General features: G+C 65.4%; 24 protein-coding genes. 17 read left to right on the forward strand and 7 right to left on the reverse strand.

Going from position 1 to position 24,965, the window contains the following annotated elements; genetic code table 11:
- Window positions 1–8: 8 nt before the first annotated feature.
- Together UC35_RS19890 and UC35_RS19895 are read right to left on the reverse strand one after the other, a co-directional pair.
- Window positions 9–1,676: an FAD-dependent oxidoreductase gene (locus tag UC35_RS19890; protein ID WP_061502792.1), complete on the reverse strand. Its 1,668-nt coding sequence runs from the start codon at window positions 1,674–1,676 to the stop codon at window positions 9–11.
- Window positions 1,677–1,794: 118 nt separating this feature from the next.
- Entirely contained in the window at window positions 1,795–2,715 is a 921-nt protein-coding gene (locus tag UC35_RS19895; protein WP_082793405.1) for a LysR family transcriptional regulator, read from the reverse strand.
- 75 nt (window positions 2,716–2,790) lie between these two features.
- On the opposite strand from UC35_RS19895, the gene UC35_RS19900 reads away from it, so the two are divergent.
- From UC35_RS19900 to UC35_RS23340, 9 genes are all read left to right on the forward strand, one after another.
- Window positions 2,791–3,156: a protocatechuate 4,5-dioxygenase subunit alpha gene (locus UC35_RS19900; protein ID WP_061502796.1), complete on the forward strand. Its 366-nt coding sequence runs from the start codon at window positions 2,791–2,793 to the stop codon at window positions 3,154–3,156.
- 13 nt (window positions 3,157–3,169) lie between these two features.
- Window positions 3,170–4,003 carry a class III extradiol dioxygenase family protein gene (locus UC35_RS19905; RefSeq protein ID WP_061502798.1) on the forward strand — a complete coding sequence of 278 codons (834 nt, stop codon included), beginning with the start codon at window positions 3,170–3,172 and terminating at the stop codon, window positions 4,001–4,003.
- A gap of 445 nt (window positions 4,004–4,448) precedes the next feature.
- On the forward strand, window positions 4,449–4,697 hold the full coding sequence (locus UC35_RS19910) for a hypothetical protein (RefSeq protein WP_227820390.1): 249 nt from the start codon (window positions 4,449–4,451) through the stop codon (window positions 4,695–4,697).
- 89 nt (window positions 4,698–4,786) lie between these two features.
- Complete coding sequence (locus UC35_RS23795; RefSeq protein ID WP_145979557.1) at window positions 4,787–5,470, forward strand: hypothetical protein; 684 nt, start codon at window positions 4,787–4,789, stop codon at window positions 5,468–5,470.
- 127 nt (window positions 5,471–5,597) lie between these two features.
- A complete protein-coding gene (locus UC35_RS19915; RefSeq protein WP_061502800.1) occupies window positions 5,598–6,158 on the forward strand; it encodes a hypothetical protein in 561 nt (186 codons plus the stop codon).
- A gap of 156 nt (window positions 6,159–6,314) precedes the next feature.
- On the forward strand, window positions 6,315–6,767 hold the full coding sequence (locus UC35_RS19920) for a hypothetical protein (RefSeq protein ID WP_061502802.1): 453 nt from the start codon (window positions 6,315–6,317) through the stop codon (window positions 6,765–6,767).
- Between the two features lie 248 nt (window positions 6,768–7,015).
- Window positions 7,016–7,447 carry a hypothetical protein gene (locus tag UC35_RS19925; protein WP_145979558.1) on the forward strand — a complete coding sequence of 144 codons (432 nt, stop codon included), beginning with the start codon at window positions 7,016–7,018 and terminating at the stop codon, window positions 7,445–7,447.
- Between the two features lie 83 nt (window positions 7,448–7,530).
- Window positions 7,531–8,247 carry a GIY-YIG nuclease family protein gene (locus tag UC35_RS23335; protein WP_082793406.1) on the forward strand — a complete coding sequence of 239 codons (717 nt, stop codon included), beginning with the start codon at window positions 7,531–7,533 and terminating at the stop codon, window positions 8,245–8,247.
- Between the two features lie 541 nt (window positions 8,248–8,788).
- Window positions 8,789–9,349 (forward strand): cold shock domain-containing protein, encoded by a 561-nt coding sequence (locus UC35_RS23340; protein WP_082793407.1) that lies wholly within the window; start codon window positions 8,789–8,791, stop codon window positions 9,347–9,349.
- Window positions 9,350–9,465: 116 nt separating this feature from the next.
- Here UC35_RS23340 and UC35_RS19940 read toward each other — a convergent pair whose 3' ends face one another.
- Window positions 9,466–10,410, reverse strand: a complete 945-nt coding sequence (locus UC35_RS19940; protein ID WP_061502810.1) for a helix-turn-helix domain-containing protein — start codon at window positions 10,408–10,410, stop codon at window positions 9,466–9,468.
- A gap of 181 nt (window positions 10,411–10,591) precedes the next feature.
- Between UC35_RS19940 and UC35_RS19945 the strand changes: the two genes are divergently transcribed.
- From UC35_RS19945 to UC35_RS19970, 6 genes are read left to right on the forward strand one after another with little or no spacing between them, the layout of a single operon-like run.
- The gene (locus UC35_RS19945; protein ID WP_061502812.1) at window positions 10,592–11,806 is read left to right on the forward strand and encodes an amino acid ABC transporter substrate-binding protein; all 1,215 of its coding nucleotides are present in this window, start codon (window positions 10,592–10,594) and stop codon (window positions 11,804–11,806) included.
- Window positions 11,807–11,861: 55 nt separating this feature from the next.
- Complete coding sequence (locus tag UC35_RS19950; protein ID WP_061502813.1) at window positions 11,862–12,752, forward strand: branched-chain amino acid ABC transporter permease; 891 nt, start codon at window positions 11,862–11,864, stop codon at window positions 12,750–12,752.
- A complete protein-coding gene (locus tag UC35_RS19955) occupies window positions 12,752–13,771 on the forward strand; it encodes a branched-chain amino acid ABC transporter permease (protein WP_061502815.1) in 1,020 nt (339 codons plus the stop codon). The genes UC35_RS19950 and UC35_RS19955 overlap by 1 nt, the downstream gene beginning before the upstream one ends.
- The gene (locus UC35_RS19960) at window positions 13,761–14,555 is read left to right on the forward strand and encodes an ABC transporter ATP-binding protein (protein WP_061502817.1); all 795 of its coding nucleotides are present in this window, start codon (window positions 13,761–13,763) and stop codon (window positions 14,553–14,555) included. Before UC35_RS19955 ends, UC35_RS19960 begins: the two co-directional genes overlap by 11 nt.
- Window positions 14,555–15,373 carry an ABC transporter ATP-binding protein gene (locus UC35_RS19965; protein WP_082793408.1) on the forward strand — a complete coding sequence of 273 codons (819 nt, stop codon included), beginning with the start codon at window positions 14,555–14,557 and terminating at the stop codon, window positions 15,371–15,373. Before UC35_RS19960 ends, UC35_RS19965 begins: the two co-directional genes overlap by 1 nt.
- A gap of 45 nt (window positions 15,374–15,418) precedes the next feature.
- Complete coding sequence (locus UC35_RS19970; protein ID WP_061502820.1) at window positions 15,419–16,873, forward strand: aldehyde dehydrogenase; 1,455 nt, start codon at window positions 15,419–15,421, stop codon at window positions 16,871–16,873.
- 6 nt (window positions 16,874–16,879) lie between these two features.
- On the opposite strand, the gene UC35_RS19975 is transcribed toward UC35_RS19970, so the two are convergent.
- The 4 genes from UC35_RS19975 to dnaG all read right to left on the reverse strand — a co-directional run bounded on the left by UC35_RS19975 (window position 16,880) and on the right by dnaG (window position 22,321).
- Window positions 16,880–17,380, reverse strand: a complete 501-nt coding sequence (locus UC35_RS19975) for a DUF2231 domain-containing protein (RefSeq protein WP_061502822.1) — start codon at window positions 17,378–17,380, stop codon at window positions 16,880–16,882.
- An 87-nt stretch (window positions 17,381–17,467) separates the two neighbouring features.
- Window positions 17,468–17,761 (reverse strand): hypothetical protein, encoded by a 294-nt coding sequence (locus tag UC35_RS23800; RefSeq protein ID WP_145979559.1) that lies wholly within the window; start codon window positions 17,759–17,761, stop codon window positions 17,468–17,470.
- A gap of 143 nt (window positions 17,762–17,904) precedes the next feature.
- Window positions 17,905–20,286 (reverse strand): RNA polymerase sigma factor RpoD, encoded by a 2,382-nt coding sequence (rpoD, locus tag UC35_RS19980; RefSeq protein ID WP_061502825.1) that lies wholly within the window; start codon window positions 20,284–20,286, stop codon window positions 17,905–17,907.
- Between the two features lie 256 nt (window positions 20,287–20,542).
- On the reverse strand, window positions 20,543–22,321 hold the full coding sequence (dnaG, locus tag UC35_RS19985) for a DNA primase (RefSeq protein WP_061502826.1): 1,779 nt from the start codon (window positions 22,319–22,321) through the stop codon (window positions 20,543–20,545).
- Window positions 22,322–22,401: 80 nt separating this feature from the next.
- Here dnaG and UC35_RS19990 point away from each other — a divergent pair, with 80 nt between their 5' ends.
- Window positions 22,402–24,048: an acyl-CoA synthetase gene (locus UC35_RS19990; protein ID WP_061502828.1), complete on the forward strand. Its 1,647-nt coding sequence runs from the start codon at window positions 22,402–22,404 to the stop codon at window positions 24,046–24,048.
- 19 nt (window positions 24,049–24,067) lie between these two features.
- Window positions 24,068–24,961, forward strand: coding sequence for a YihY/virulence factor BrkB family protein (locus UC35_RS19995; protein ID WP_061502830.1), 894 nt, complete (start codon window positions 24,068–24,070; stop codon window positions 24,959–24,961).
- Window positions 24,962–24,965 lie beyond the last annotated feature (4 nt).

The following is a 24,965-nucleotide window of genomic DNA, read 5'->3' on the forward strand; positions in this document are numbered from 1 at the left end:
GGGGTCCTTCAGTCGTTGCAGGTGGCGCGCGCCAGCGCGGCGCGCACCTTCTCGGGATCGAACGTGCGCCAGCGGGCGGCGACGTGCTGGTCCGGGCGGATCAGGTAGGCCGCGCCGCCGGCGGCGTCGCAGCGCTCGCCGGCCAGGCCTGCGCGGTCGGTGAGCACCGTCACGCCCGGGATCTCGCCGCCGCGGGGTGTGACTACCACTGGCTCCACGGGAACCGCGTTGCGCGCGCTGCGCAGCAAGGCGAGCTGGTCGCGCATGGTGCCGTTGACGGCCTGCGCCGAGGGTGCGAACAGCAGCAGCATGAAGCGCTGGCCGACCTGGTCCAGCAGCCATGAGTTCTTGCCGCCGGCGCTCACCGGCGCATCGGCCAAGGGCGCGCCGGGAACCATGTCGCCGTCGAAGGCGTCGGTGTCGGGCGTGTTCAGTCGCGACTGGGTGAGGAAGCTGGGCACCGACAGGCGGCCGGAGTTCACCAGCTTGCGCGCGAAGGCGTGGTCGCGCGCCAGGTCCAGCACGGCGTTGCGGAAGGCCTTGCTCACGCGGGTCTTCGGCGTGATGAAGTCGGTAGACCGCGTCGAGTTCATGATGTTCTCGTCGGCGGCGTAGCCGCGGTCCTGGCTGTAGGTGTCCAGCAGCTTGTCCGGCGCCTGGCCGTTGATCACCAGCCGCAGCTTCCACATCAGGTCATCGGTGTCCTGGAAACCGGAGTTGGCGCCGCGCGCGCCGAAGGGCGACACCTGGTGCGCCGCGTCGCCGGCGAACAGCACGCGGCCGGCGCGGAAGTCCTGCATGCGCCGGCACTGGAAGGTGTAGATGCTGACCCACTCCAGCTCGAACGCGCGGGCGTCGCCCAGCATGGCGCGGATCCGGGGGATCACCTTCTCGGGCTTCTTCTCCTCTTCCGGGTCGGCATCCCAGCCGAGCTGGAAGTCGATGCGCCAGACGTTGTCGGACTGCTTGTGCAGCAGCACCGTCTGGTTCGGATGGAAGGGCGGGTCGAACCACAGCCAGCGCTCGGCCGGGTAGTCGGCCTGCATCACCACGTCGGCGATCAGGAAGCGGTCCCGGAAAACCTGGCCATCGACTTCCAGGCCCAGCATGCGCCGCACCGGGCTGCGCGCGCCGTCGGCCGCGACCAGCCAGTTGGCCTCGATCGCGAATGCGCCGTCGGGGGTTTCTACCTGCAGCAACACGTGGTCGCCTCGGGGCTGGACCGACGCCACCTTGTGCTTGAAGCGGATGTCCGCGCCCAGCGCCTGGGCGCGCTCAACCAGCATTTCCTCCAGGTGGTACTGCTGCAGGTTGATCATGCCCGGGCGCTTGTGGCCGGGTTCGGGCACCAGGTCGAAGCGGTAGACCTCCTGCCGGCGGAAGAAGGTGCGGCCGACGTTCCAGCTCACGCCGCGCTCGCACACCGGGTTTCCCACGCCCAGGCGGTCAAGGATCTCCAGCGCGCGCTTGGCGTAGCAGACGGCACGCGAGCCCACCGAGACCGTGTCGTCCTCATCGAACACGAGCACCGGCAGGCCCTGCAGCCGCGCATCGATGGCGGCGGCCAGGCCGACCGGGCCGGCGCCCACCACGATCAAGGGCCGCCGTTGAGGCGCCTCGCCCACCAGGTCCGCCGGTGGCTTGTAGTCGAACCGTGGATAGGTGTAGCTCCCCATACGTCATCTCTCCCTGGGCCCATGCCAATGGTCAATGGATCGCAATTTAACAATGGTGAATCTGATTTCACTAATCGTAATTTACACCAGGGTTGATCCAGGTCAAAGTTGAGGCGCATCAGGCCGCCTTCGCCAGCGCCGGTTCGATCAGCTCGAACAACTGCGCGAGCAGCCAGCGGTGCGCCGGGTCCTGCTGGAAGCGCACGTGCCACAGCGCATACATCGGCAGGGTGGGGCAGGGCATGGGGGGATCGCAGCTGGCGAAGTCCGCCAGCGTCTGGCGCGCGAGCAGGCTGGGCACGGTCGCCAGCAGGCGGCTGCCGCGCAGGAACGGGGCCAGGGCGGCAAGCGCCGGCACCATCAGCGTGAATCGCCGCTGGAGCCCCTGAGCTTCGAGCTGCTGGTCCAGCTCGAGGCGGCGCCGCGGCTCGTACGCCACCGTCGCGTGATCGGCGGCCAGGTACTCGTCCATGGTGCGGGGCGCCTCCCGCGCGCGGGGGTCGTAGAACACGCGGTATTGGTCTTCGAAAAGGCGCTTCTGCACGATGTCGGCGCCTTCGGGCGGGCGCGGGCTGATCACCAGCTGGCACTCGTCCTTGCGCAGCATGTCCAGCCGCGGCACGGTCGAAGGCACGATGCGTAGCGCCAGCCCCGGCGCCTGCACGCGCAGGCGCGCGGCCAGCAGGGGCAGGAGCAGGTCGCGCTGGAAGTCGTTGGCGGCGATGGTGAACTCACCGCGCCAGCGGGCGGGATCGAAATCGTCGTGGTGCGCGAAACGCTGCATGGCCGCCAGCAGTTCGCGCGCCGGCTGGGCCAGGGCCTCGGCCCGCGCGGTCGCCGCGATGCCGCGGCCACTCTTGACGAAAAGCGCATCGCCGGTGAGCGAACGCAGGCGCTCCAGCCCGTGGCTGACGGCCGACTGGGTCACTCCAAGCCGGGCGGCGGCGCCGGTCACGCTGCCCGATTCGAGCACCGCCAGCAGCAGCTGCAGCAGGCGGCCGTCGATCTCGCTCGCATCAATCCGGTTCATGGGTTTCATGAGCATTCATCGGTTTATCTTTTGTAAGGCCGTGACCAGACTCCCGTACTGACACAGATCAACACGGAGCAGCCGATGGCCGCGAAGCCGATTCCCGGCACCACCTTGTTCGACGGCCGGCAGGCCCAGAAGGGCTATGCCCTGAACAAGATGTGCTTTTCGTTCAACTCAGCCGAGAACCGCGCCGCCTTCAAGGGCGACGAGGAGGCCTACATGCGCCGCTATGGGCTCGATGCCCGGCAATCGGAGGCGATCCGCACGCGCAACGTGCTGGGCCTGCTGGCCGCGGGCGGCAACGTCTACTACCTGGCCAAGTTCGCCGGCATCCTCGGGCTGGATGTGCAGGACCTGGGCGCAGCCCAGACCGGCATGACCAAGGAAGCCTTCAAGGCGATGCTGGTGCGCCAGAACGAACAACCCGAATCGCTAGTGGACGACTGAGCAAGGACCCGACATGGCCAAGATCATCGGTGGACTCACCACATCCCACGTGCCCGCCATCGGCGGCGCCCTGGCCCGCGGCGCGCAGCAGGAGCCGTACTGGAAACCCTTCTTCGACGGTTACCTGCCGGTGCACCGCTGGCTCGAAGACGTCCGGCCGGATGTCGCCGTCGTCTTCTACAACGACCACGGCCTGAATTTCTTCCTGGACAAGATGCCGACCTTCGCGGTCGGCGCGGCGCCCGAATACCACAACGCCGACGAGGGCTGGGGCATCCCCACGCTGCCGCCGTTCAAGGGCGAGACCGGGCTGTCGTGGCACATCATCGAGCACCTGGTGGACCGCGAATTCGACATCACGACCTGCCAGGAGATGCTGGTCGACCACGCGGTCACGCTGCCGCTCAAGCTGTTCTGGCCCGAGGGCTGCCCGGTGACCATCGTGCCGATCTGCATCAACACCGTGCAGTTCCCGCTGCCCTCGGCCAAGCGCTGCTTCGCGCTGGGGCAGGCGGTGGGCGAGGCCGTCGCCAACTGGGACAGCGACAAGCGGGTCGTGGTGATCGGCACCGGCGGGTTGTCGCACCAGCTCGACGGCGAGCGCGCCGGCTTCATGAACAAGCGCTTCGACCTGAAGTTCATGGACAGCCTGGTGAGCGACCCGGAGTGGGCCACGCAGTACAGCATCCACGAGCTGGTCGAAAAGACCGGCACGCAAGGCGTCGAACTGCTGATGTGGCTCGCCACCCGCGCGGCCGTTCCGGGGGCGGTGCGCAAGGTGCACGCCAACTACCACATCCCGATCTCGAACACCGCCACCGGATTGATGGCGCTGGAAGCGATATAGGCAGTCGCTGGCAAACTCGCGAACGCGAATTTTTGATCGCTGTGAAGGAGCCCGGCAAAGGCCGCCCTTCTTCATAGGGGAGACGGGCGGCACGTTGTTCCGCCCGGTCTGGTGCCGCCCACCGGAAGCGTTGCGGTCTTTCAATCCGCACTTATGCTGTATTGGCATACGGTATCAACCGGCTTGCCCGCATGAACGCTTGCTGGCAGACTACCTCAAACAGTAGAAACGTCTACCGGATTGGTCTTGTCCGGCACTCGGCCAACATGGCGATTTGCGGGATATCAGGTTTTCGTTTTTGGGACCTGAACCGCGACGGGAGGGGAAAAAATCAAGGCAGATCAGCTACTTACGGCGGTACGGCGGCCAGTTTTATCCGGCACTTGCGGGATAAGAGGTCTGAACGTGCCGTCTAAATTGCGTTAGCCCTCAGTTGGAGTTGTCGTTGAAGATTGGCGATCTCGAGTACCGATTCACCAGGGGCAGTGACGTTGTTCGCGATGGGATGTTTCTCGAAGCAGATGTCGTGGGCGCAGCGGAGCGTCGAACAGTCGCAGAGGTGTTTTACTCGGACGCGACGGGGAAGTTCTCTGTGACGTTGTTCGAGGAAAGCGTGCCTGCGGAGCTGGTCGAGTTCCTGATCGCGGATGCGAAAGCATGCCTTCCGCCAACACATGGGGACGCTGATGGCTAACAGGTCATTCGACACGGACGCACAAGTACGTCCATGCGCTTTGCGCACGCGCCCCATGTGCGCCGGTCAATTTCTACGTTAGGCTGCCTATGGGCGAACGGACCGCAGCTGAAGCAAAAGCCGCCAATGTGGCGGTCATGGGGGACCCGCTAGGCTCCGTCTACAGCGAGCTGTGGCAGGAGGTCGCGTGGATCCACAACAACTGGTCGCACTACCTGGAGCTATTCGGGGCGAAACCCTCGCGGATCGAACTCCTTAACTCTGTCGCGCCGTCCTTTTTTCGGACAGTTCAGGACTGCTTGTTCGAAGCCGTCTTACTGCACCTCGCCCGCCTGACCGATCGCGCAGCTACGACAGGTAGGCCGAATCTGTCGCTGCGCCGACTCGCTGAGCTCCTGCCCGAATCGGCACCCCGTGCGCACATTCGTGACTTGGTTGAGGAGGCAGTGCGAGCGACGCAATTCGCGCATGATTGGCGCAACCGGAGGCTCGCGCATCGCGATCTGGATCTTGCGCTGGGTAGGACCGCGAATTCACTGGCACCCGCATCTCGGCAATCTGTAAAGGATGCGCTTGTCGCAATAGTGAACGCTCTGAACGCCGTTGCGGCACACTTCTTTGATTCGACTACGCTTTTCGATCTTCCCGGCGGCAATGACTCAGTGACGCTTCTCTACACGTTGAGAGACGGATTGAGAGCAGAAGAACAAAGAGTTGAGCGGCTCAAGTCAGGTCACTCCAATGCAGAAGATGTCAGGCACGAAGACATATGACTCAGCAGCCTAACAGGTCGTTCGACACGGACACGCAGCGGCATTGCGCCGCGTGCCGTGCTGGCGAGCGTACGCCTCGCGGCGCAATGCCGCCGCGTGCCGGTCAACTCCGACGGTAGGTCGCAGCATGGATACGGCGAAGGTGACTGCACGCACGCTTGAGATTCTCGGGGGACACGAGAAGGCCTGGGAGATCATCGACGCGGAGTTCGCTGAGGTAGGGCGGCGTTGGAATCAGGACATCACGGTGATCGGACGCATTCTCCGTTCTCACCTGTTCATCGAGCACTACCTAAACGAGCACATCACAAAGGCCAATCCGAGGCTTGGGTCAGTTGAGAAGGCGAGGCTGACGTTCGCGCAGAAGATTGCCCTGTTGGATTCGACCGATCGTCGTCTGCGCGAAATCCTACCTGGCGTGAAGCTCCTGAATACGATCCGGAACCGATTGGCTCACCGCCTAAACGCGGCCATCGGACAGGAGGATGCCAAGGTCTTCCTGAATGCGCAGTACTTCGCTGCCCTTCGGATTGAGGGCGCGAAGCCTAGCAAGCCGAGCGAGGACCCTCTCGATATCCTTGAGGAATTCGCGCGCTACGCCAGCACGGCATTGACCAATGAGTTCAGCGCCTTTGGAAATGCTTTCTCGAAGGCGCTCGCCGACGTTGGAGGCGAACGTGCGTCCTAATATCTCGGTCCATCGGACAGGCAACCAGCTTAGCTGGCCGCCTGTCGCTGACCTCCAACGTTAGACATTATTGGAGGCACCCTGAGCTCAACGGACCACAGCCTTCTCTCCACCTATCGCGAGGCGCTGCTCGAGCACCTATTTGCCGGAGAGGTCATGCGGCATGTCTGGCTTTCCGGAGTCAAGCGCCTCGAAGTGCTGAAGCCGCAAGTGGACGACGGTGGGTACGACCTTGTCCTCGAAACCACTTCTGTGGTGCGACACATCCAGCTCAAAGCTACGTTCAGGGGGTCAACGGTTCGTCGCTTCACTGTCAACACTGGCCTCGCGAGGAAACCGAGCGGTTGTGTGGTTTGCCTGCAATTCGATCAGGAGACGCTCGACCTCGGGCCTTTCTACTGGTTCGGGGCTCAGCCTGGCCAACCTCTCCCTGAACTCACATCGTTTCCCGTTGCAGAGCATACAAAGGGGAACGCTCAAGGAGTGAAGGCGTTGCGCCCGAATCTTCGGACGCTGCCTCTTTCCGCATTCGATCACGTGCCAACCATTCCGAAGCTCGCTGAAAAGCTGTTCGGGATCGCCGCGGAGGAGAGAGGTGGTGATGTCTAACAGGTTGTTCGACACGGCGCCCGGCTGTGGGCCTTCGCTTCGCTCCGGTCCTCTCCGCCGGTCGCCGGTCATCTTCCGACGCTAGACCGCAAAATGGAGCCCGCGATTTGAACAACCTCTGTCTTCTCACAAACATGACGAGTTCCGACATCGCTGCTTGGGCGCAGGCCATTGTCGGATCTGTCGCAATCGTTGTAGGTGCCGCTGTCGTACGGTGGCAGGTGAAGCGAGGGCGCAGGGATCTTCTCGTGGCTGAAGCGCGCAGGTTGGACGGTCTCGCGCGGTTGTTAGTTCACCTCCGTGACGCGGCAGAGGAAGCTCGCGCGGCGAAGAAAAAACTCCAGCGCTTTCCTCTTGGGCACCCTGCCGAGCCGCACGCGCGATATGTTGAAGTCGCGCACGCCACCGCCAACTACCCATTGGAGAACTTCGAAGGTGAGGTGGCGTTCGAGGCGCTACTGAGTGCGCGTCGCGTAGCACGAGAGGCTGAACCTCTTGTCAATCCGGAGCCGGAACTTAACGTGAATCCGAACTTTCAGGCGACCTTCGAGATGTACATGAGGATCCTGAACGACCAGATCACTCTCCTACGAGCCGAGGCGAACAGGCTGATAGAGGGCCAACTGACCCGATACACCGTAGAACCATCCGGAATAGAGAAGGCGGAGCATGCGATCTAACAAGTCGATCGACACGGACGTTCTGTCTGTCGTCTCCGCCGGCCTACCGGCCGCCGGTCATTTCCAGCGTTAGGCGCCACAACATGGCGAAGCCTTCACCATCCAAGTACTGGCGCCTCGCATCTCAAAGCAAGGATGCGTCGGCCATCGATTGCAGTGGCCAAGCACTGCCGATCGCCGCAGTTCAATCGCTTCGGCCTCGTCATGGCGTTCTGCTGGCGGAATGGGAGCCATCAACTCAACTGGGCCGTGTTCGCCGTCTAGGCATCGTACGAAGCATAGTTGGTAACGGCTCTTGCGCGGCCATCGACTGGGCTGAGTGTGAGATAGGCCTTCGTCCCAATCCGGCCGGTCGCCGCTGGTGGACGCAGTCGAAACCCTTCTTTGGCTTCGCGCCAGATGTTGCAGCGCGCTATGGGCTCGACGATCTCTTCGCCGAGCATTTCCCCGAGTTCTCGGACCTAACCTTTGGGCCGGCGCCTAAAGCTTCGTCGCACGACGCCGGACCGTCGGCTTCGCCGACGGGTGGATATATCTATGTAGTGCGGTCACCACATGGCTTCAAGATTGGGAAGACCGTCAACCTTAAGCAGCGGACGAAGCTCTTCGAGGTGAAGTTGCCCTTCAAGAATTCGTTGGAGCACTACGCTTGGTTTGATGACTACACGCACGCTGAGAGAAGCTTCCATCGTAGGTTCCATCACAAACGGCTGGAGGGCGAGTGGTTCGACCTCCAGCCGGATGATCTGGAAGCCATCAAGTGCGAGGGGAAGCACATTCCCCTTGAGGGACTGCGGTGACGCCTAACCCTCCATCGAGCGGACAGCCTCAAGCTCGCTTCGCGAACTTGCGTCTGCAGCATGTCAGTCAAACGTTGGGCGTCATGGGCAAGTGCGTTTAGGCTTTGGAAAATATCCGATTCTGAGGAGTGCTCTCATGGCTAAGCGAAACTACTTCAACGTCCAACATGGCGATTTCCAATTGACCTTTGCGGATGCAAAGCAAACCGCCAAGAATCTTGAGAGCATCTTCGTTGCGAGAGCGAGGTGGTTCTCGCTCCCAAAGCCAATCTCAATCGACCTCCTCGAGCAAGAGTACCGCCGTCTATGTCCAGACATGGAGGTAATGTTCCCAGGCGTCGTCGCGAAGATGATGCAACCGGAAATACTTAGAAAACTCGGATTCCCTGTCGGTGCGGACGGCTTGGTACATTGGTCCGAGTAAGTGCAGGTTATGCAATGACCCGAAGCGCTGTGGCTACTGATCGCCGGCACTGCCTAACCCCGCGTCCCAGCGGACTGCCTATGGCAGCCGCTGAATTTCAACGTTAGGCCACGCAACGTGCCACAGACTGGAATTCTCCGTACCTGGAATGACGACCGCGGATTCGGCTTCATCGCTCCGACGCAGGGTGGCTGTGAGTTGTTCGTGCACATTAGCGCTTTTCCGCGTGACGGATCAAGACCTACGGTTGGTGAGAGGCTTACCTATGAACTCGGTCGTGGCAAGGACGGGCAGCCGCAAGCCATTCAGGTTTTTCGAAACGCCATCGGACGCGCAAGGACCGATCCGCGCACCAGGGCGAATGGACCGAGAAGAGCTCGGTCTCGGTTACCAGCCACTGTCGCAGTCGTGCTGTTGGTGGGCATCGGCGCGTTCGGCTACAGCAGGTATGTGCGACAGAGTCAGCAAGCGCAGCCGTTGGCTACATCGGTGAGCAAAGGAATAGCTACAACTGAGTCGGTACATTTCAGGTGCGATGGACGGACTCATTGCTCCCAGATGACTTCATGCGCCGAGGCCAAGTTCTTCCTTGCAAACTGCCCGGGCACGAAGATGGACGGGAACAATGACGGAGTGCCATGTGAGCAACAGTGGTGTACGAGCCCGCTTGCCCAGTAGCTGTGACGCCGCATTTTTCCGCACGACCCCCTGATCGAGCAGCTTGCGGAGGCGAGCTCTCGGCCAAGAAGGTGGCGAGCTACCTTTTGGCTAGCTTCGCGGCTCTTCTTTGTTGACTATCCGCCCCGCCGGAATTCAGTGGGGCTCATGCCGGTGTGGCCGCGGAAGAGGCGGCTGAAATGCGAGGGGTTGCCGAAGCCCCAGGAGGTGGCGATCTCGGTGATCGGGCGCTCGGGGCCGGCACGCTGGCGCAGCTCGCGGATGCAGGCCTCCAGCCGCATTCGCTGGATGTAGGCGGCGATCGTTTCGCCTTCGCCCGCGAACGCGTTGTACAGGTGGCGGCGGCTGCAGTTGAGGGTGCGCGCGATGCTGTCCACGCACAAGCCCGGATCGCCCAGGTGGCGCTGCACGTGGCTGCGGATGCGGTCGCGCAGGGCCTCGCGCTGCGTCAGCATGGTCTCGCGCCCGGCCAGTTCCAGCAGCGACAGCTCCACCAGCTGCTTGATCGTCTCGCCGGCACCGCGCGCCGCCTGCTCGCTCATGTTGGGCAGCTCGAGGTAGGTGTTGCGCATGGTCTCCAGCGCCACGCGGGAGATGCCGCTCGCGCCCAGTGGTCGCGCCATCAGGCCCTCGATGCGCAGCTTGCGGTCCTGCACCGCGGTGAGCGGCACCATCACGATCAGGTGGTCGACCCGCTCGGGGTTGTCGATTTCATAGGCGCCGGTGGTGTCGTAGATCACCCAGGCGCCGTTGCGCGCGCAGGCTTCCCGGCTTTGCTGGTGCACGATGGCGCTGCCTTGCCAGGGCGCGACGATCTTCAGGTAGGGGACTTCGCTGGTGCGCGCCATCGTGGGCGTGCGCACCACGCGGTGCCGGTTCGCTTCGAGCCGCGTGAGGATCACGTCACCGGCGCGCGAAGCGGCCAGGTGGCCGTCGAAATCGTCGTCGCCGTACAGGTCAGACTGCAGGCCGCCGAAGTGCCGCCAGATCCACTCGCTCCATTGCAGGCCCCGCTCACGCGGCGCGATTTCGTCGGTCGACAGCACGGTGGTGGGGCTCATGGCGCAGCCATTATGGGCATAGCTCCGCCGGCTCGCCAGCGTGCAATCGCTGGCGACCAAGGGCGATTGCGGGATAACCCGAACCCGCTTGCACGCGCAGGCAAACGCTTTGTGCCCAGCCAGCAAAGCAGGGCGCCTGAAGCTTTCCTAGCATCAGGAACCCCATCCTGAGGAGATCCCCATGGCACTGCTGAGCTTGTCCCGGAACCGCCGCCAGTTCATCCAGCGCGCCGCCGCCACCGTCGGAGCTGCCACCCTGGCGCCCGGGCTGCTGGCGCAGTCGGCACCGGTGCGCGTGGGCTACTCGATGTCGCGCACCGGTCCCTGGACCGGCGGCGCCCAGGTGAGCCAGGAACCCAACTTCCTCCTGTGGGCCGAGCAGCAGAACGCCGCCGGCGGCCTGGACGTGAAGGGGGTGAAGCGCCAGATCGAGCTGATCAGTTCGGACGACCGCAGCGACGTCGAAACCGTCGTGCGCACCTACGAGAAACTGATGGGCAGCGACAAGGTCGACCTGGTGCTGCCGCCCTGGGGCAGCAACGCCAACTTCGCGGTGGCGCCGCTGGCCAACCGCTTCGGCTATCCCTTCCTGGCGCCGACCGCGCTGTCGCGCCGGCTGGTCGAGATGAAGTTGCCGTACTTCTTCCTCCTGCTGCAGCAACCCAAGCCGATGTGCGACGCGCTGGTCGACCTGCTGAAAGCCAGCGGCGCCAAGACGGCCGCCGTGATCTACGTGGACGACCTGTTCGGACTGGAGAACTTCGCCGCGCTCAAGGTGGCGCTGTCGGGCAGCGGCATCTCGCTGGTGCAGGAAACCAGCTACCCGGGCGGCGTGAAGGACCTGTCGCCGGTGCTGCGCTCCATCAAGGAAAAGAACCCTGACGCCTTCATCGGCTTCACCTACCCGCCGGACACCATCCTCGCTTCGCGCCAGGCGAAGGAGATCGCCTTCAATCCGAAGTTCTTTTACGCCTCGGTGGGCACCGCCTTCCAGCTGTATCGCAACGTGATGACACCCGCCGGCGCCGAGGGTGTGCTGGGCATGGGCTCGTGGAACCAGAAGACCAGCCCCGGCGCCAAGGCGTACTTCGATGCGCACGTGAAGAAGTTCGGCGCGCAGAAAGAGCCGGACCGCTGGGCGAGCGGCCACTGCTGGGCGGGACTCGAAATCATGACCAACGCAGTGAAGCGGGTGGGCCTGGACCGCAAGGCGATCCGGGACTACGTGGCCAACACCACGCACAAGACCATCGTCGGCGACATCAAGTTCACCGGCAGCGAGAACACCGCGACACCGGGGTCGGTCGGGCAATGGCAGAACGGCGAGTTCGAGGTGGTCTGGCCGCCCAAGATGGAGACCGCCAAGCTGATTGCGAACAAGCCGGCGTGGAAGTAAGGTGCGGGCATGATGGCCGCGCGGCGGCCATCGCGCGCGACGCAGTGAAGGCATCATGTCGCTAGGCGCCTGGCTCGAACTCCTCACCTCCGGGCTCATCACGGGCGGCATCTATGCGCTGGTCGCGCTCGGCCTGAACCTGCAGTACGGGCTGATGCGCATCCTGAACATCGCCCACGGCGAGTTCCTGATGGTGGGCGCCTACCTCACCTGGATGCTCCAGACCAGCTTCGGTGTCTCGCCGCTGCTGATGGTGCCGCTGTCCTTCGTGCTGCTCATGGCCGCGGGGCTGGCGATCCACTGGCTGTGCTTCCGCCGGCTGACCGCCACCTCGCCCAACCTGGACATCTTCGAGGCGCGCGGGCTGATGGTCGCCTTCGGCCTGATGTTCCTGGTCCAGAACCTTGTGTCCTGGATGTGGGGCGGCGACCTGCGCGGCTACGACTACCTGACCGAGCCGGTGAAGTTCGGCGGCGCGCAGTTTGCCGCCAACAAGCTGCTGGTGTTCGTGCTGGCCCTGGCCTTCGCCGCGGCGATGATCGTGCTGTTGCGCACCACGCTGCTGGGCAAGGGCGTGCGCGCGCTGATGCAGTCGCCCACCGGCGCGCAGCTGGTGGGCATCAACACCCGGCTGCTGCATCCGCTGATGTTCGGCATCGGCCTGGGGCTGTCGGGCATCGCCGGCGCCTTGCTGTCCATGGCCTACACCATCTCGCCCTCCATGGGCGAGCCCTACACCGTCACCGCGCTGATCGTGATCACGTTGGGCGGCTTCGGCAGCATGGGCGGCGCGCTCGCCGGCGGCCTGCTGCTGGGCGTGGTCGAGGCGGTCGGCATGCACTACACCAATCCCTCGCTGAAGGCGCTGCTGTCCTACGGCGTGTTCATCGCCGTGCTGCTGCTGCGGCCCGAGGGCCTGTTCGCACGGAAGGTGCGCAAGGCATGATGAGTTCCCGCCAACTGCTGGTGCGCGACCTGCTGGTGCTGGCCATGATCGCCGGCTGGGCGCTCGCGCTGCCTTACTGGGGCAGCGAGTTCATCGTGTCGCTGGCGCTCACCTGCCTGATGTACGTGGCGCTGTCTTCGAGCTGGGCGCTGTTCTGCGGCGTCACCCGCTACCTGTCGCTGGCGACCTCGGCCTTCTTCGGCATCGGCGCCTACACCTGCGCGCTCACCCTGGACCAGCTGCCCTGGCTGCAGGCGGTCGGGCTCGGTGCGTTGCTCGCGGCTGGCGTGGCGCTGGTCATGGGTGCGGCGGTGCTGCACCTGCGCGGAACCTATTTCGCGGTGCTCACCTTCGGCATGACGGAGCTGATCCGGCACGGGATCACCTACTTCGAGAAGAGCGTCACCGGCACGGTCGGACGGGTGCTCACCGAAGTGCCCTCGCGCGACACCATCTACCTGACGGTGCTGGCGGTCGCGCTGGCTTCGGTGGCGCTTTCCATAGTCGTGCGGCGCACCCGCTTCGGGCTGGCGCTGGCCGGCATCGGCGCGGACGAGCAGCGCGCGCAGACCCTGGGCGTCAACACCCGCTGGGTCAAGCTCGCCGGCTTCGCGATGACGGCGGCTTTCGCCGGCGCGGTCGGGGCGGCCATGTCGGTGCGTTGGACCTACATCGACCCGCCCACGGTGTTCAACCCCTTCATCGGCTTCCAGACCGTGCTGATCGCGCTGATCGGCGGCGCGCTCACGCTGTGGGGCCCGCTGATCGCGGCGATCGTGTTCAGCCTGCTGGCCGAGACCCTGCGGCTGCAGGCGCCGCAGGTGTACATGATGACCCTGGGGCTGCTGCTGATCCTGTGCGTGCTGTACCTCCCCGGCGGGCTGGCCTCGCTGCGCTGGGAGACCTTCCGCGCCTGGTGGAGCGACAGCCGGGACTGGTGGAAGGCGCGCCGCTACGTATGGAGCGGTGACAAGGCCCGCGACAAGGAAAGGGCGCGGAGGCAGCGCTATGGCTACTGAGGCGCAGCAACGGCCGCTGCTGGAGGCGCGCAACGTGACGGTGCGCTTCGGCGGACTCACCGCGGTGGATGACGTCAGCGTGGCCTTCCGGCGCGCCGAGCTGGTGGGCATCATCGGCCCCAACGGCGCCGGCAAGACCACCTTCTTCAACGCCATCTCCGGCGTGCAGGCGCCCAGCGCCGGCCGCCTGCTGCTGGAAGACGAGGACCTGACCGGCCGCGCGCCGCACCGCTTCGCCGCCCACGGGCTGGCGCGCACCTTCCAGACGCCGCGCGTGTTCGCGGACCTGCCGGTGCAGCAGAACATCGAGTTCGGCCTGAAGTTCGCCGGCCGCCGGCCACGCAAGTACTGGCTGTGGGGCGAGGAAGCGAGCGTGCCCTGGACCCTGCGCGATGCCCCGCGCATCCTGCAGCTGATCGGCCTGGCGCCGCAGGCCGCGCTGCCTGCCGGCGCCATCACGCCCTCGCAGCAGCGGCTGCTGGAGATCGGCATGGCGCTGGCGACGCGGCCGCGCATGCTGCTGCTCGACGAGGTGGCGGCCGGCCTGACCGAGGCCGAGCTGGAGGACATGGCGCGCCTGATCCGGCGACTGCGCGACGAGCTGGACCTGACCGTTGTGTGGATCGAGCATGCGGTCACCACCTTGCTGCGGCACGTCGAGCGCGTGATCGTGCTGCACCAGGGGCGCAAGATCGCCGACGGCACGCCGCGCGAGGTGACGGCGAACCCGGAAGTGATCGAGGCCTACCTGGGCGACGAGATGGTCTCCGAGGAGGCCGCCTGATGTGGTACCGCGCCCATCCCTTCGAGCTCGGCGCCGCGGGCCGGCGCGCCCACCTGCGAGCGCGCGGGCTGAGCGCGGGCTACGGTGCTTTCCTGGTGCTGCGCGATCTGGCCTTCGAGGTGCAGCCGGGACTGACGGTGATCCTGGGCCCGAACGGCGCGGGCAAGACCACGCTGCTGCGCGCGCTCGCCGGGCTGATCCCGCGGCGCGGCGAAGTGCTGCTCGACGGCGAGGACCTGCCGGAGAAGGCGCACGAGATCGTGCGCGGCGGCATGGCGCTGGTGCCCGAGGGGCGGCAGCTGTTCCCGCAGATGACGGTGCTGGAGAACCTGGAGCTGGGCGGCTGGCTGGCCGACAAGGCGCGGCGGCGCGAGCGCCTGGAGCAGGTGCTGCAGGACTTTCCCAAGCTGCGCGAGCGCGCTTCGCAGCTGGCCGGCACCATGAGCGGCGGCGAGCAGCAGATGGTGGCGGTGGCGCGCGCGATGATGAGCGCGCCGCGCCTGCTGATGCTGGACGAGCCCTCGCTGGGACTGGCACCGCGCCTGGTGGATGAATTGCTGGCGATCGCGCGCCGCATCGCCGATGCCGGCACCACCGTGCTGATGGTCGAGCAGAACGTGAAGAAGGCGTTGGCGGTGGCGGACCGCGGCTACGTGCTGGAGCGCGGCACCCTGGTGGCCAGTGGCCCCGCCAAGCTGCTGGCTCGTTCCACGGTGGTGCGCGAGGCCTACCTGGGCGCGGCCGCGAGCGACACCACGAGCGCGGCCGATGCGGCCGGGCGAACACGAATACCGGTGCGGCAGCCGCTGCCCGCCTGAGCATCACGAGCATCAAGAGCATCACGAGCATCAAGGAGCAGATCCATGTCCGACATGTCCATGTTGATCAACGGCCTGAAGGTCACGGCGGAGAAGGGCGCCGTCTTCGAGCGACGCAATCCGCTCGACGGCACGGTCGCCACGCGCGCCCCGGCCGCATCGGCCGCCGACGCGCTGATGGCGGCGGAGGCCGCGGCCGAGGCCTTCCGCACCTGGAGCGAAACCGGTCCCGGCGAGCGCCGCAGCCTGCTGCTGAAGGCGGCCGAGCGACTGGAAGCCAAGCTGCCGCAGTTCGTGGAAGCGGTGGCGGCAGAGACCGGCGCCACCGGCATGTGGGCCGGCTTCAATGTGATGCTGGCCGCCGGCATGATCCGCGAGGCCGCGGCCCTGACCACGCAGGTTTCCGGCGAAGTGATTCCTTCGGACGTCCCCGGCTCGCTGGCCATGGGGGTACGCCAGCCGGCCGGCGTGGTGCTGGGCATCGCGCCCTGGAACGCGCCCATCATCCTGGGCGTGCGCGCCATCGCGACGCCGCTGGCCTGCGGCAACACGGTGATCCTCAAGGGCAGCGAGAACTGCCCGCGCACCCACCAGCTCATCATCGAGGCCTTCGCCGAGGCGGGCTTCCCGGCCGGCGTGGTGAACTACGTGACCAATGCGCCCAGCGACGCGGCGACGGTGGTGGAGGCCATGGTGTCGCACCCGGCGGTCCGGCGCGTCAACTTCACCGGCTCCACCCGCGTCGGCCGCCTGATCGCGCAGACCTGCGCCAAGTACCTCAAGCCGGCCGTGCTGGAGCTGGGGGGCAAGGCGCCGCTGGTGATCCTGGACGATGCCGACCTGGACGACGCGGTCAACGCGGCGGCCTTCGGGTGCTTCGCCAACAGCGGCCAGATCTGCATGAGCACCGAACGCATCATCGTGGACGAGAAGGTGGCCGACGAGTTCGTGCGCAAGTTCGCGGCCAAGGCCAAGGCGCTGCCGCTGGGCGATCCGCGCAAGCCCGAGCCGGTAGTGCTGGGCAGCGTGATCGGCATGGGCACGGTCGAGCACTGCAATGCCTTGCTGGCCGACGCCATGGCCAAGGGCGCCAAGCTGGTGTGCGGCGGCAAGGCCGACAGCACGCTGATGCCGGCGACCGTGGTCGACCACGTGACGCCGGCCATGCACATCTACCACGAGGAGAGTTTTGGCCCGGTCAAGGGCATCGTGCGCGTGCGCGGAACGGAAGAGGCGATCGCCTGCGCCAACGACAACGAATACGGGCTGTCAGCGGCGGTGTTCGGGCGCGACCTGGCGCGCGCCTTCAACGTGGCACGCCGGATCGACTCCGGCATCTGCCACGTCAACGCGCCCACCGTGCACGACGAAGCGCAGATGCCCTTCGGCGGCGTCAAGGGCAGCGGCATGGGGCGCTTCGGCGGGCGCGCCGGCATTGCCGAGTTCACCGAACTGCGCTGGATCACGCTGCAGACGACGCCGCGGCACTACCCCTTCTGAGCGCGTTCAACCGTGCTGCGGCGTGTGTGACGCGGTCTGGCGGCTGGCGAGCGAACTCGGCGCGTTCAGGTTCGCGTCGTCCTCCACGCCGACCCCGAGCCGGTCGACCAGTTCGCCGCCCAGCCAGGCGGTGAAGAGGGCGAGGATCGCGCCGGCGAGCGAGCAGGCCATGCTGCCCAGGCCGGGCGCGTAGGCCACGTCGCGCGAGAAGAAGCTGACGATGAAAAGCAGCGCCACTGCCACGTTGCCGCCGCCATGCAGCGCGCCGATGCGCTTGGCGCGCGTGCCCGGCGGGATGCCCAGCCAGTCGATCAGGCCGAAGGGCGCCGCCACCAGCGCGCCCACGATGCCGGCACCCATCATCCAGAAGGACACCGCGGCCATGATCTGGCGGCCGCTGAAGAGGTAGATCAGGTCGAAGATGACCGCCGTGGCCAGCAGGCCCAGCGGAAAGACCACCAGCATCGGATGGATCGGATGGCCGAGAAGGCGTGCCCGGGATCTCATGCTGCCTCCATATGAAGCGCCGATGCCCTTATTGAAGCGCTGCGGCGGGCGGTGTCAAGTTCCGACAGCCCATTGCCGGGCCGCAAATCACCGCCGCTGCAGCGGGGAGAAGCTTGGGCTGAACGCCGGCTGAACGAGGGATGTCTTCCCTGATCCGGGACCTGACACCACAGTGCAGTCCAGCACATTGGACCGGGTGCAGGTCAGCTTTCCGTTCGGGCCAGCGGTGCAGTCGGTCAATACGGTCGTCACGCATTTGCAGGTCGCTCCTTGCGGGCAATTGGCTCCTGCGGCGGCGGCACCTGCAAACACAACAAGCGAGGCCGCGAAGGCCGCAAGCGCCAGGGACGCGGGGCGGGTGGAGCTGGACTTGAAGTTCATGGCGGTTCTTCCACGTTGAGTTGGGAGATGAATCGCGGGCTGCAACGCCCGCCTCCCACATGAGTTGCGACCGGGCCACGAACGGTTCAAGAAAAAAAAAGGCCGGGAAGTCCCGGCCTTTTTCGCAACGTGATCTCAGCGGATCACAGGGTATCGATGAACGAGCGCAGCTTGTCCGAGCGGCTCGGGTGCTTGAGCTTGCGCAGCGCCTTGGCCTCGATCTGGCGGATGCGCTCGCGGGTGACGTCGAACTGCTTGCCGACTTCCTCCAGCGTGTGGTCCGTGCTCATCTCGATGCCGAAGCGCATGCGCAGCACCTTGGCTTCGCGCGGGGTCAGCGAGTCCAGGATGTCCTTGACCACGTCGCGCAGGCCGGCCTGCATGGCGGCCTCGATCGGCGCGGTGTTGGCCTGGTCCTCGATGAAATCGCCCAGGTGCGAATCGTCGTCGTCCCCGATCGGCGTTTCCATGGAGATCGGCTCCTTGGCGATCTTCATGATCTTGCGGATCTTGTCCTCGGGGATCTCCATCTTGGCCGCCAGGATGCCGGCGTCAGGCTCGAAGCCGAACTCCTGCAGGTGCTGGCGCGAGATGCGGTTCATCTTGTTGATGGTCTCGATCATGTGCACCGGGATGCGGATCGTGCGCGCCTGGTCGGCGATCGAGCGGGTGATGGCCTGCCGGATCCACCAGGTGGCGTAGGTCGAGAACTTGTAGCCGCGGCGGTATTCGAACTTGTCGACCGCCTTCATCAGGCCGATGTTGCCTTCCTGGATCAGGTCCAGGAACTGCAGGCCGCGGTTGGTGTACTTCTTGGCGATGGAGATGACCAGGCGCAGGTTGGCCTCGATCATTTCCTTCTTCGCCTCGCGCGAGGATGCCTCGCCCTCGTTCATGCGCTTGTTGATGTCCTTGAGCTCGGCCAGCGGCACCACCACGCGCGACTGCAGGTCGCTCAGCTTCTGCTGCAGTTCCTGGATCGGCGGGATGTTGCGCGCGATCACGGTGCTCCAGGGCTTGCCGGCGGCGGCCTGCTTCTCGACCCACTTCAGGTTCAGCAGGTTGGGCGGGAATTCCTTGATGAAGGTTTCCTGCGGCATGCCGCACTTGTCCACGATGATGCGGCGCAGCTCGCGCTCCTTCTTGCGCACGTCGTCGACCTGGCCGCGCACCATGTCGCACAGCTTCTCGATGGTCTTGGCCGTGAAGCGGATGGTCATCAGCTCTTCGGACAGTGCGTGCTGGGACTTGGTGTAGGTGGGCGTGCCCCAGCCTTCCTTCTCGTAGACCTTGTGCACCTTCTCGAACAGGCCCGCGATGCGGTCGAAGCGCTCCAGGGCCTGGGACTTGAGTTCCTCGAGCTTCTTGGTCAGCGCCTTGGAGCCGCCGTTGCCGTCGTCATCGTCGTCGGCGTCGAACTCGTCGAAGTCTTCCTCGGCCACGTAGTCGTCGGCCTCGTTCGGGTTCGAGAAGCCATCGACCACCGTGGAGATCACGATCTTGCCGTCGCGGATCTCCCCGGCCATCTTCAGGATTTCGTGGATGGTGGCCGGCGAGGCGGAGATGGCTTCCATCATGGCCTGCAAGCCGCCTTCGATGCGCTTGGCGATTTCGATTTCGCCCTCACGCGTGAGCAGTTCCACCGTGCCCATCTCGCGCATGTACATGCGCACCGGGTCGGTGGTGCGGCCGAATTCGCTGTCGACGGTGGACAGGGCGGCTTCGGCTTCTTCCTCGGCTTCCTCTTCGGTCGCGGCCGTGGGGCCGGTGTTGGTCAGCAGCAGCGTCTCGGCGTCCGGGGTCTGCTCGTACACGGCCACGCCCATGTCGTTGAGCATGGAGACCACGACTTCCAGCGTTTCCGCATCGACCAGCTTGTCGGGCAGGTGGTCGGAGATCTCGGCGTGAGTCAGGTAGCCGCGGGTCTTGCCCAGCTTGATCAGTGTCTTCAGGCGCTGGCGGCGCTTGAGCATTTCCTCTTCGGTCAGGACGGTCTCGTCCAGGCCGAATTCCTTCATCAAGGCCCGTTCCTTGGCCTTGCTGATCTTCATGCGCAGCGGCTTGACCTTCTCGACGGTCTCCGCCGGCGCTTCTTCGCCAACCAGATCGTCCTCGATGTCCGACATGTCCATGTCGTCGCGTGCCTTGGGTTCGGCCGCCGCCGCGTTCTTCGGCTTGCGGCCGCGCTTGGCGGCAGGCTTGGCGGCACCGTCGGCCGTGGCGGCCTTGGGCGGGCGGCCGGGCTTTTTCTTCACCGGCTCATCGACGGCGGTGACTTTGGTGGCCTTGGTCTTCAGTTCTTCCTTGGCGCTGGACTTCTCGGTGGACTTAACTGCAGTCTTGGTGGGCACGGGCTTTACTTTCGATGCGGTCTTGCTGGGCTTGCCGGTGGCCTTGGCGATGGGCTTGTCGGCCGTGTTCACGACCTTGAGCTTGGCTTTGGCGGGGCTGGCTGCTTTGATCGGTTTTTTTGCAACGGGTTTCGCAGCGGGCTTGGCGAGCTTTCCGGACTTTTGAGCGGGCATGAAATACCTCTAGGCATCAAGAAGGGCAGAAACACATAGCGCCAAAAACTACCCGGCGCGGGTGACGGATGAAGCGGCGCAGCCTGCGGGCGGCGCCGAGCTTCACCAGGGGCAAGATGGGTGGGCGAACATTTGGTGTGCAGTCCTTGCGGAAACGTTGGCCGGTCGCGCGCTTGGGCGTCGGTTGGCCGGGGCCGGAGGTGCTGCTGTCGCTCTTGCCGCTAGCAAACCTGAGATTATACCTTCGCCTGCAAATTCAAGGGCTTGGCGGTGTTTTTTGCTCTTTCCAGAGCTGCTTGAGCCGTTCGTATGCGGCCGGATCGGTCGCCGCGCGGGCCGACAATTCGCGCCGCTCCTCGTCCAGGAGGCGTTCGCGCTCCTTGCGCATGATCTGCCGAAGCTCATCCAGGTCGTGCTCGATGTCGGGCAGCACCTTGGCCGCCTGGTCCAGCAGGTAGGCCTCGTGCTCCTGACCCTGCAGCGCGGCTCGCAAGGTCTCCCAGGGCTCAGGCCCATGCTCATGCACATGGCTGTCGAGCCAGGCGAAGAGGGCGCCGTGGGGCGCGCCGAGCTCGCACAGCAGGTGGTGGTCATCGTTGCTGAGCGCGCCCCAGGCGCCGGGGTTCATGAAGGCGATCTGCAGCGCGCGGTCGGCGCGGCCGGGAGGCAGGGTGCGCCCGGCGCGGCGCGCCGGCGCCGGTGGGCTGTCGGCGCGAGGACGCGGGGCCGGGCGCGCGCCGGCCACGCCCCAGAGCGAAGACAGCTCGCGCACGTCGAGCTGGACCAGGCCGGCGATTTCCGACAAGAGCTGCCGCTTGAGCGCGCCCTCGGGCATCGCGCTCCACAAGGGTCGGGCATTGGCGGCCATGTGCGCGCGGCCCTCGGCCTGCGACAGGTCGCAGCCCTCGCGCGCCGCGTCGACCAGGAAGCGGCTGAGCGGCGTGGCTTCGTTGACATAGCGCGAGAAGGCGTCCCGCCCGAACTCGCGGATGTAGCTGTCCGGGTCGTGCTCGCTGGGCAGGAACAGGAACTTGATGCTGCGCACGTCGGTGGCGAAAGTCAGGGCCACGTCCAGCGCCTTGCGGGCGGCGCGCCGTCCAGCCTCGTCGCCGTCGAAGCTGAACACGATGGATTCGGTGAAGCGGAACAGCTTGTGCACATGCTCGCTGGTGCAGGCCGTGCCCAGCGTCGCGACGGCGTTGGCGAAGCCGAGCTGCGCCAGCGCCACCACGTCCATGTAGCCTTCGGTCACCAGCACGAAACCCTGCTCGCGCAGCTCGTTGCGGGCCTCGAACAGGCCGTACAGCTCGCGCCCCTTGCTGAACACCGGCGTTTCCGGCGAGTTCAGGTATTTGGGCTTCTCATCGCCCAGTACGCGTCCGCCGAAGCCGATGCATTCGCCCTTGACGCTGCGGATCGGGAACATGATGCGGTCGCGGAAGCGGTCGTAGCGCTTGTCTTCCTCGGCGTTGGCGATGACCAGGCCGCTTTCCTCCAGCAGCGCATCGCCGTAGTCGGGAAAGACGCTGGCCAGGCTGCGCCAGCCTTCGGGCGCGTAGCCCAGGCCGAAGCGCTTGGCGATCTGGCCCGACAGCCCCCGGCCCTTCAGGTAGGCGACGGCGCGGGGCGAATTCTTCAGGTGCTTGCGGTAGGCCTCGCCGGCTTTTTCCAGCACGTCGCTGAGCGTGGCCTGCTTTTCCCGGTGCTTGGCGGCCCGCTCGCGTTCGGCGGGCGATGTCTCGTCTTCGGGCACTTCCATGCCGTACTCGCCGGCCAGGTCCTTGACCGCCTCGATGAAGCTCAGACCGCCGTTTTCCATCAGGAAGCGGATCGCATCGCCGTTCTTGCCGCAGCCGAAGCAGTGGTAGAACTGCTTGGACGGGCTGACGGTGAAGGAGGGCGACTTCTCGGCATGGAACGGGCACAGGCCGCTGAAGTTGGCGCCGCTCTTCTTCAACTGCACCGAACGGCCGACGATCTCCACCACGTCGGCGCGGGCCAGCAGGTCCTGGATGAATGCCTGTGGAATGGACATCGCAAGTATTCTTACCTAGTGCATTTTTTAGTTCAAAAGAGCTTACGCTAGCAGCCAGTCACAACAACATGGAGAACCCCATGCCCTCCATTTTCGACCAGGATCTGCCGCGCAACGAAGCGAACTTCACGCCGCTTTCGCCGCTGTCCTTCATCGCCAGAGCAGCGGAAATCTACCCGCAGCAACTGGCTGTGGTGCATGGCGGGCTGCGCCGCACCTGGGCGCAGTTGTATGCCAGGTGCAGGCAGTTGGCGGCCTCGCTGGCCGCGCACGGGGTGGGCAGGGGTGACACGGTCGCGGTGATGCTGCCCAACACGCCGCCCATGGTGGAGGCGCACTTCGGCATTCCGATGAGCGGGGCGGTGCTGAACGCACTCAACACGCGGTTGGATCCGGAAACCATCGCCTTCATGCTGGACCACGGTGAGGCCAGGGTCGTGATTGTCGATCCGGAGTTTGCGCCCGTCATGAAGAAGGCGCTGGCGCTGCGCAAGTCTGGGCGCGAAATGCTGGTGATCGACGTCGCAGACGAGTTGTTCGGCGGGCCCGGCGAACGCATCGGCGCGCTGAGTTATGACGAATTCGTCGCCGCGGGCGATCCGGAGTTTGCGTGGCGCCTGCCCGAGGACGAGTGGGACGCGATTGCGCTGAACTACACCAGCGGCACCACGGGCAACCCGAAAGGCGTGGTCTATCACCACCGTGGCGCGGCGGTGAATGCGATCTCCAACATCCTCGAGTGGGACATGCCCAAGCACCCGGTGTATCTCTGGACGCTGCCCATGTTCCACGCCAACGGCTGGTGCTTCCTCTGGACACTGGCGGCCCGCGCGGGCGTGAACGTGTGCCTGCGGCGCGTGGAGGCGCAGGCGATCACCGACGCGATCAAGGCGCACGGCGTCACCCACTACTGCGGCGCGCCCATCGTGCACGGGATGCTGGTGAACGCTCCCGACGAAATGAAGCAGGGACTTCCAAAGGGGGTGAAGGCGATGGTGGCGGGCGCTGCGCCGCCGGCTTCGATGATCGAAGGCATGGAGCGGCTCGGGTTCGACATCACGCACGTCTATGGCCTCACCGAGGTGTATGGGCCGGCGACAGTCTGTCCGAAGCATGACGAGTGGAACGCGTTGGACATCGGCGAGCGCGCGCGCCTGAACGCCCGCCAGGGCGTGCGCTACCACCTGCAGGAAGACGCCCGCGTGCTGGATCCGCAGACCCTGCAGCCCGTGCCCCTGGACGGCGAGACCATGGGCGAGATCATGTTCCGCGGCAACGTCACCATGAAGGGCTACCTGAAGAACGCGAAGGCGACGCAGGAGGCGTTCGAGGGCGGCTGGTTCCACACCGGCGACCTCGCGGTGCAGTACCCCGACGGCTACATCAAGATCAAGGACCGCAGCAAGGACATCATCATTTCCGGCGGCGAGAACATCTCCTCGATCGAGGTCGAGGACGCGCTCTACCGCCATCCGGCCGTGCTGGCGGCCGCGGTGGTCGCGAAGCCCGATCCGAAGTGGGGCGAGACGCCCTGTGCCTTCATCGAGCTGAAGGCCGGCGCCAGCGTCACGGCCGAGGAGATCGTGGCGCACTGCAAGAAGCACTTGGCGGGCTTCAAGGTGCCGCGGGCCGTCGTGTTCGGCGAGCTGCCGAAGACCTCGACCGGCAAGATCCAGAAGTTCGAGCTGCGCAAGCAGGCCGGCTCGGCCAAAGCCATCGACGTCTAGGAGCTAGCAAAATGGGCTGATGGTCGTCGTCAGCCCGAGTGCCGCCTACGTGCTGAAGAGTCCGGGCGCCTTCGCCTGGCGCGTGCTCAAGGCATTCAAGAAGAACCAGGGACTGCTGCTGGCCGGCGCGGTGGCGTACTACGCGCTGCTCTCGGTGGTGCCGCTCCTGATCCTGACGGTGATCGCGCTGTCGCACGTGATCGACCGGATGGAACTGCTCAGCACCTTGGGCCGCTATCTCGAGTGGCTGATCCCCGGCCAGTCGGGGGCGATCATCGGCGAGCTGCGCAACTTCCTGGACCACCGCGAGGTGGTGGGCTGGTTGCTGCTGGGCACCATGCTGTTTTTCAGCTCGCTCGCCTTCACCGTGCTCGAGAACGCGATGGCGGTCATCTTCCTGCACCGCTTCGCCATCCGGAAGCGCCGCTACCTCGTCTCGGCCGTGCTGCCCTATGCCTACATCCTGTGCCTGGGCTTCGGGGTGCTGATCGTCACATTGGTGGCGGGCAGCCTGCAGGCCCTGGGGCAGGAGAGCATCGACCTCCTGGGCCATGAGTGGTCGCTCAAGGGCGTGTCGGGCGTGTTGCTGTACCTGCTGGGGTTTGCCGGCGAGATCTTCGTGCTCACCTCGCTGTACATGGTGATGCCGGTGGGGCACTTGTCGTGGCGGCATGCCCTGATCGGCGGCGCGACGGCCGCGCTGCTGTGGGAGATCACGCGGCATGTGCTGGTGTGGTACTTCAGCACGCTGTCGCAGGTGAACGTGGTGTACGGATCGCTCACCACCGCGATCGTGGTCCTGTTCAGCCTGGAGATCGGTGCCAGCCTGTTGCTGCTGGGCGCGCAGGTGATCTCGGAGTACGAACGCATCGGCTTGCCGCAGCCAACCGACAGCCAGCCCCTGAAGCCCTAGGTCG

The sequence above is a fragment of the Ramlibacter tataouinensis genome, from assembly GCF_001580455.1.
Taxonomy (GTDB): domain Bacteria; phylum Pseudomonadota; class Gammaproteobacteria; order Burkholderiales; family Burkholderiaceae_C; genus Ramlibacter; species Ramlibacter tataouinensis_B.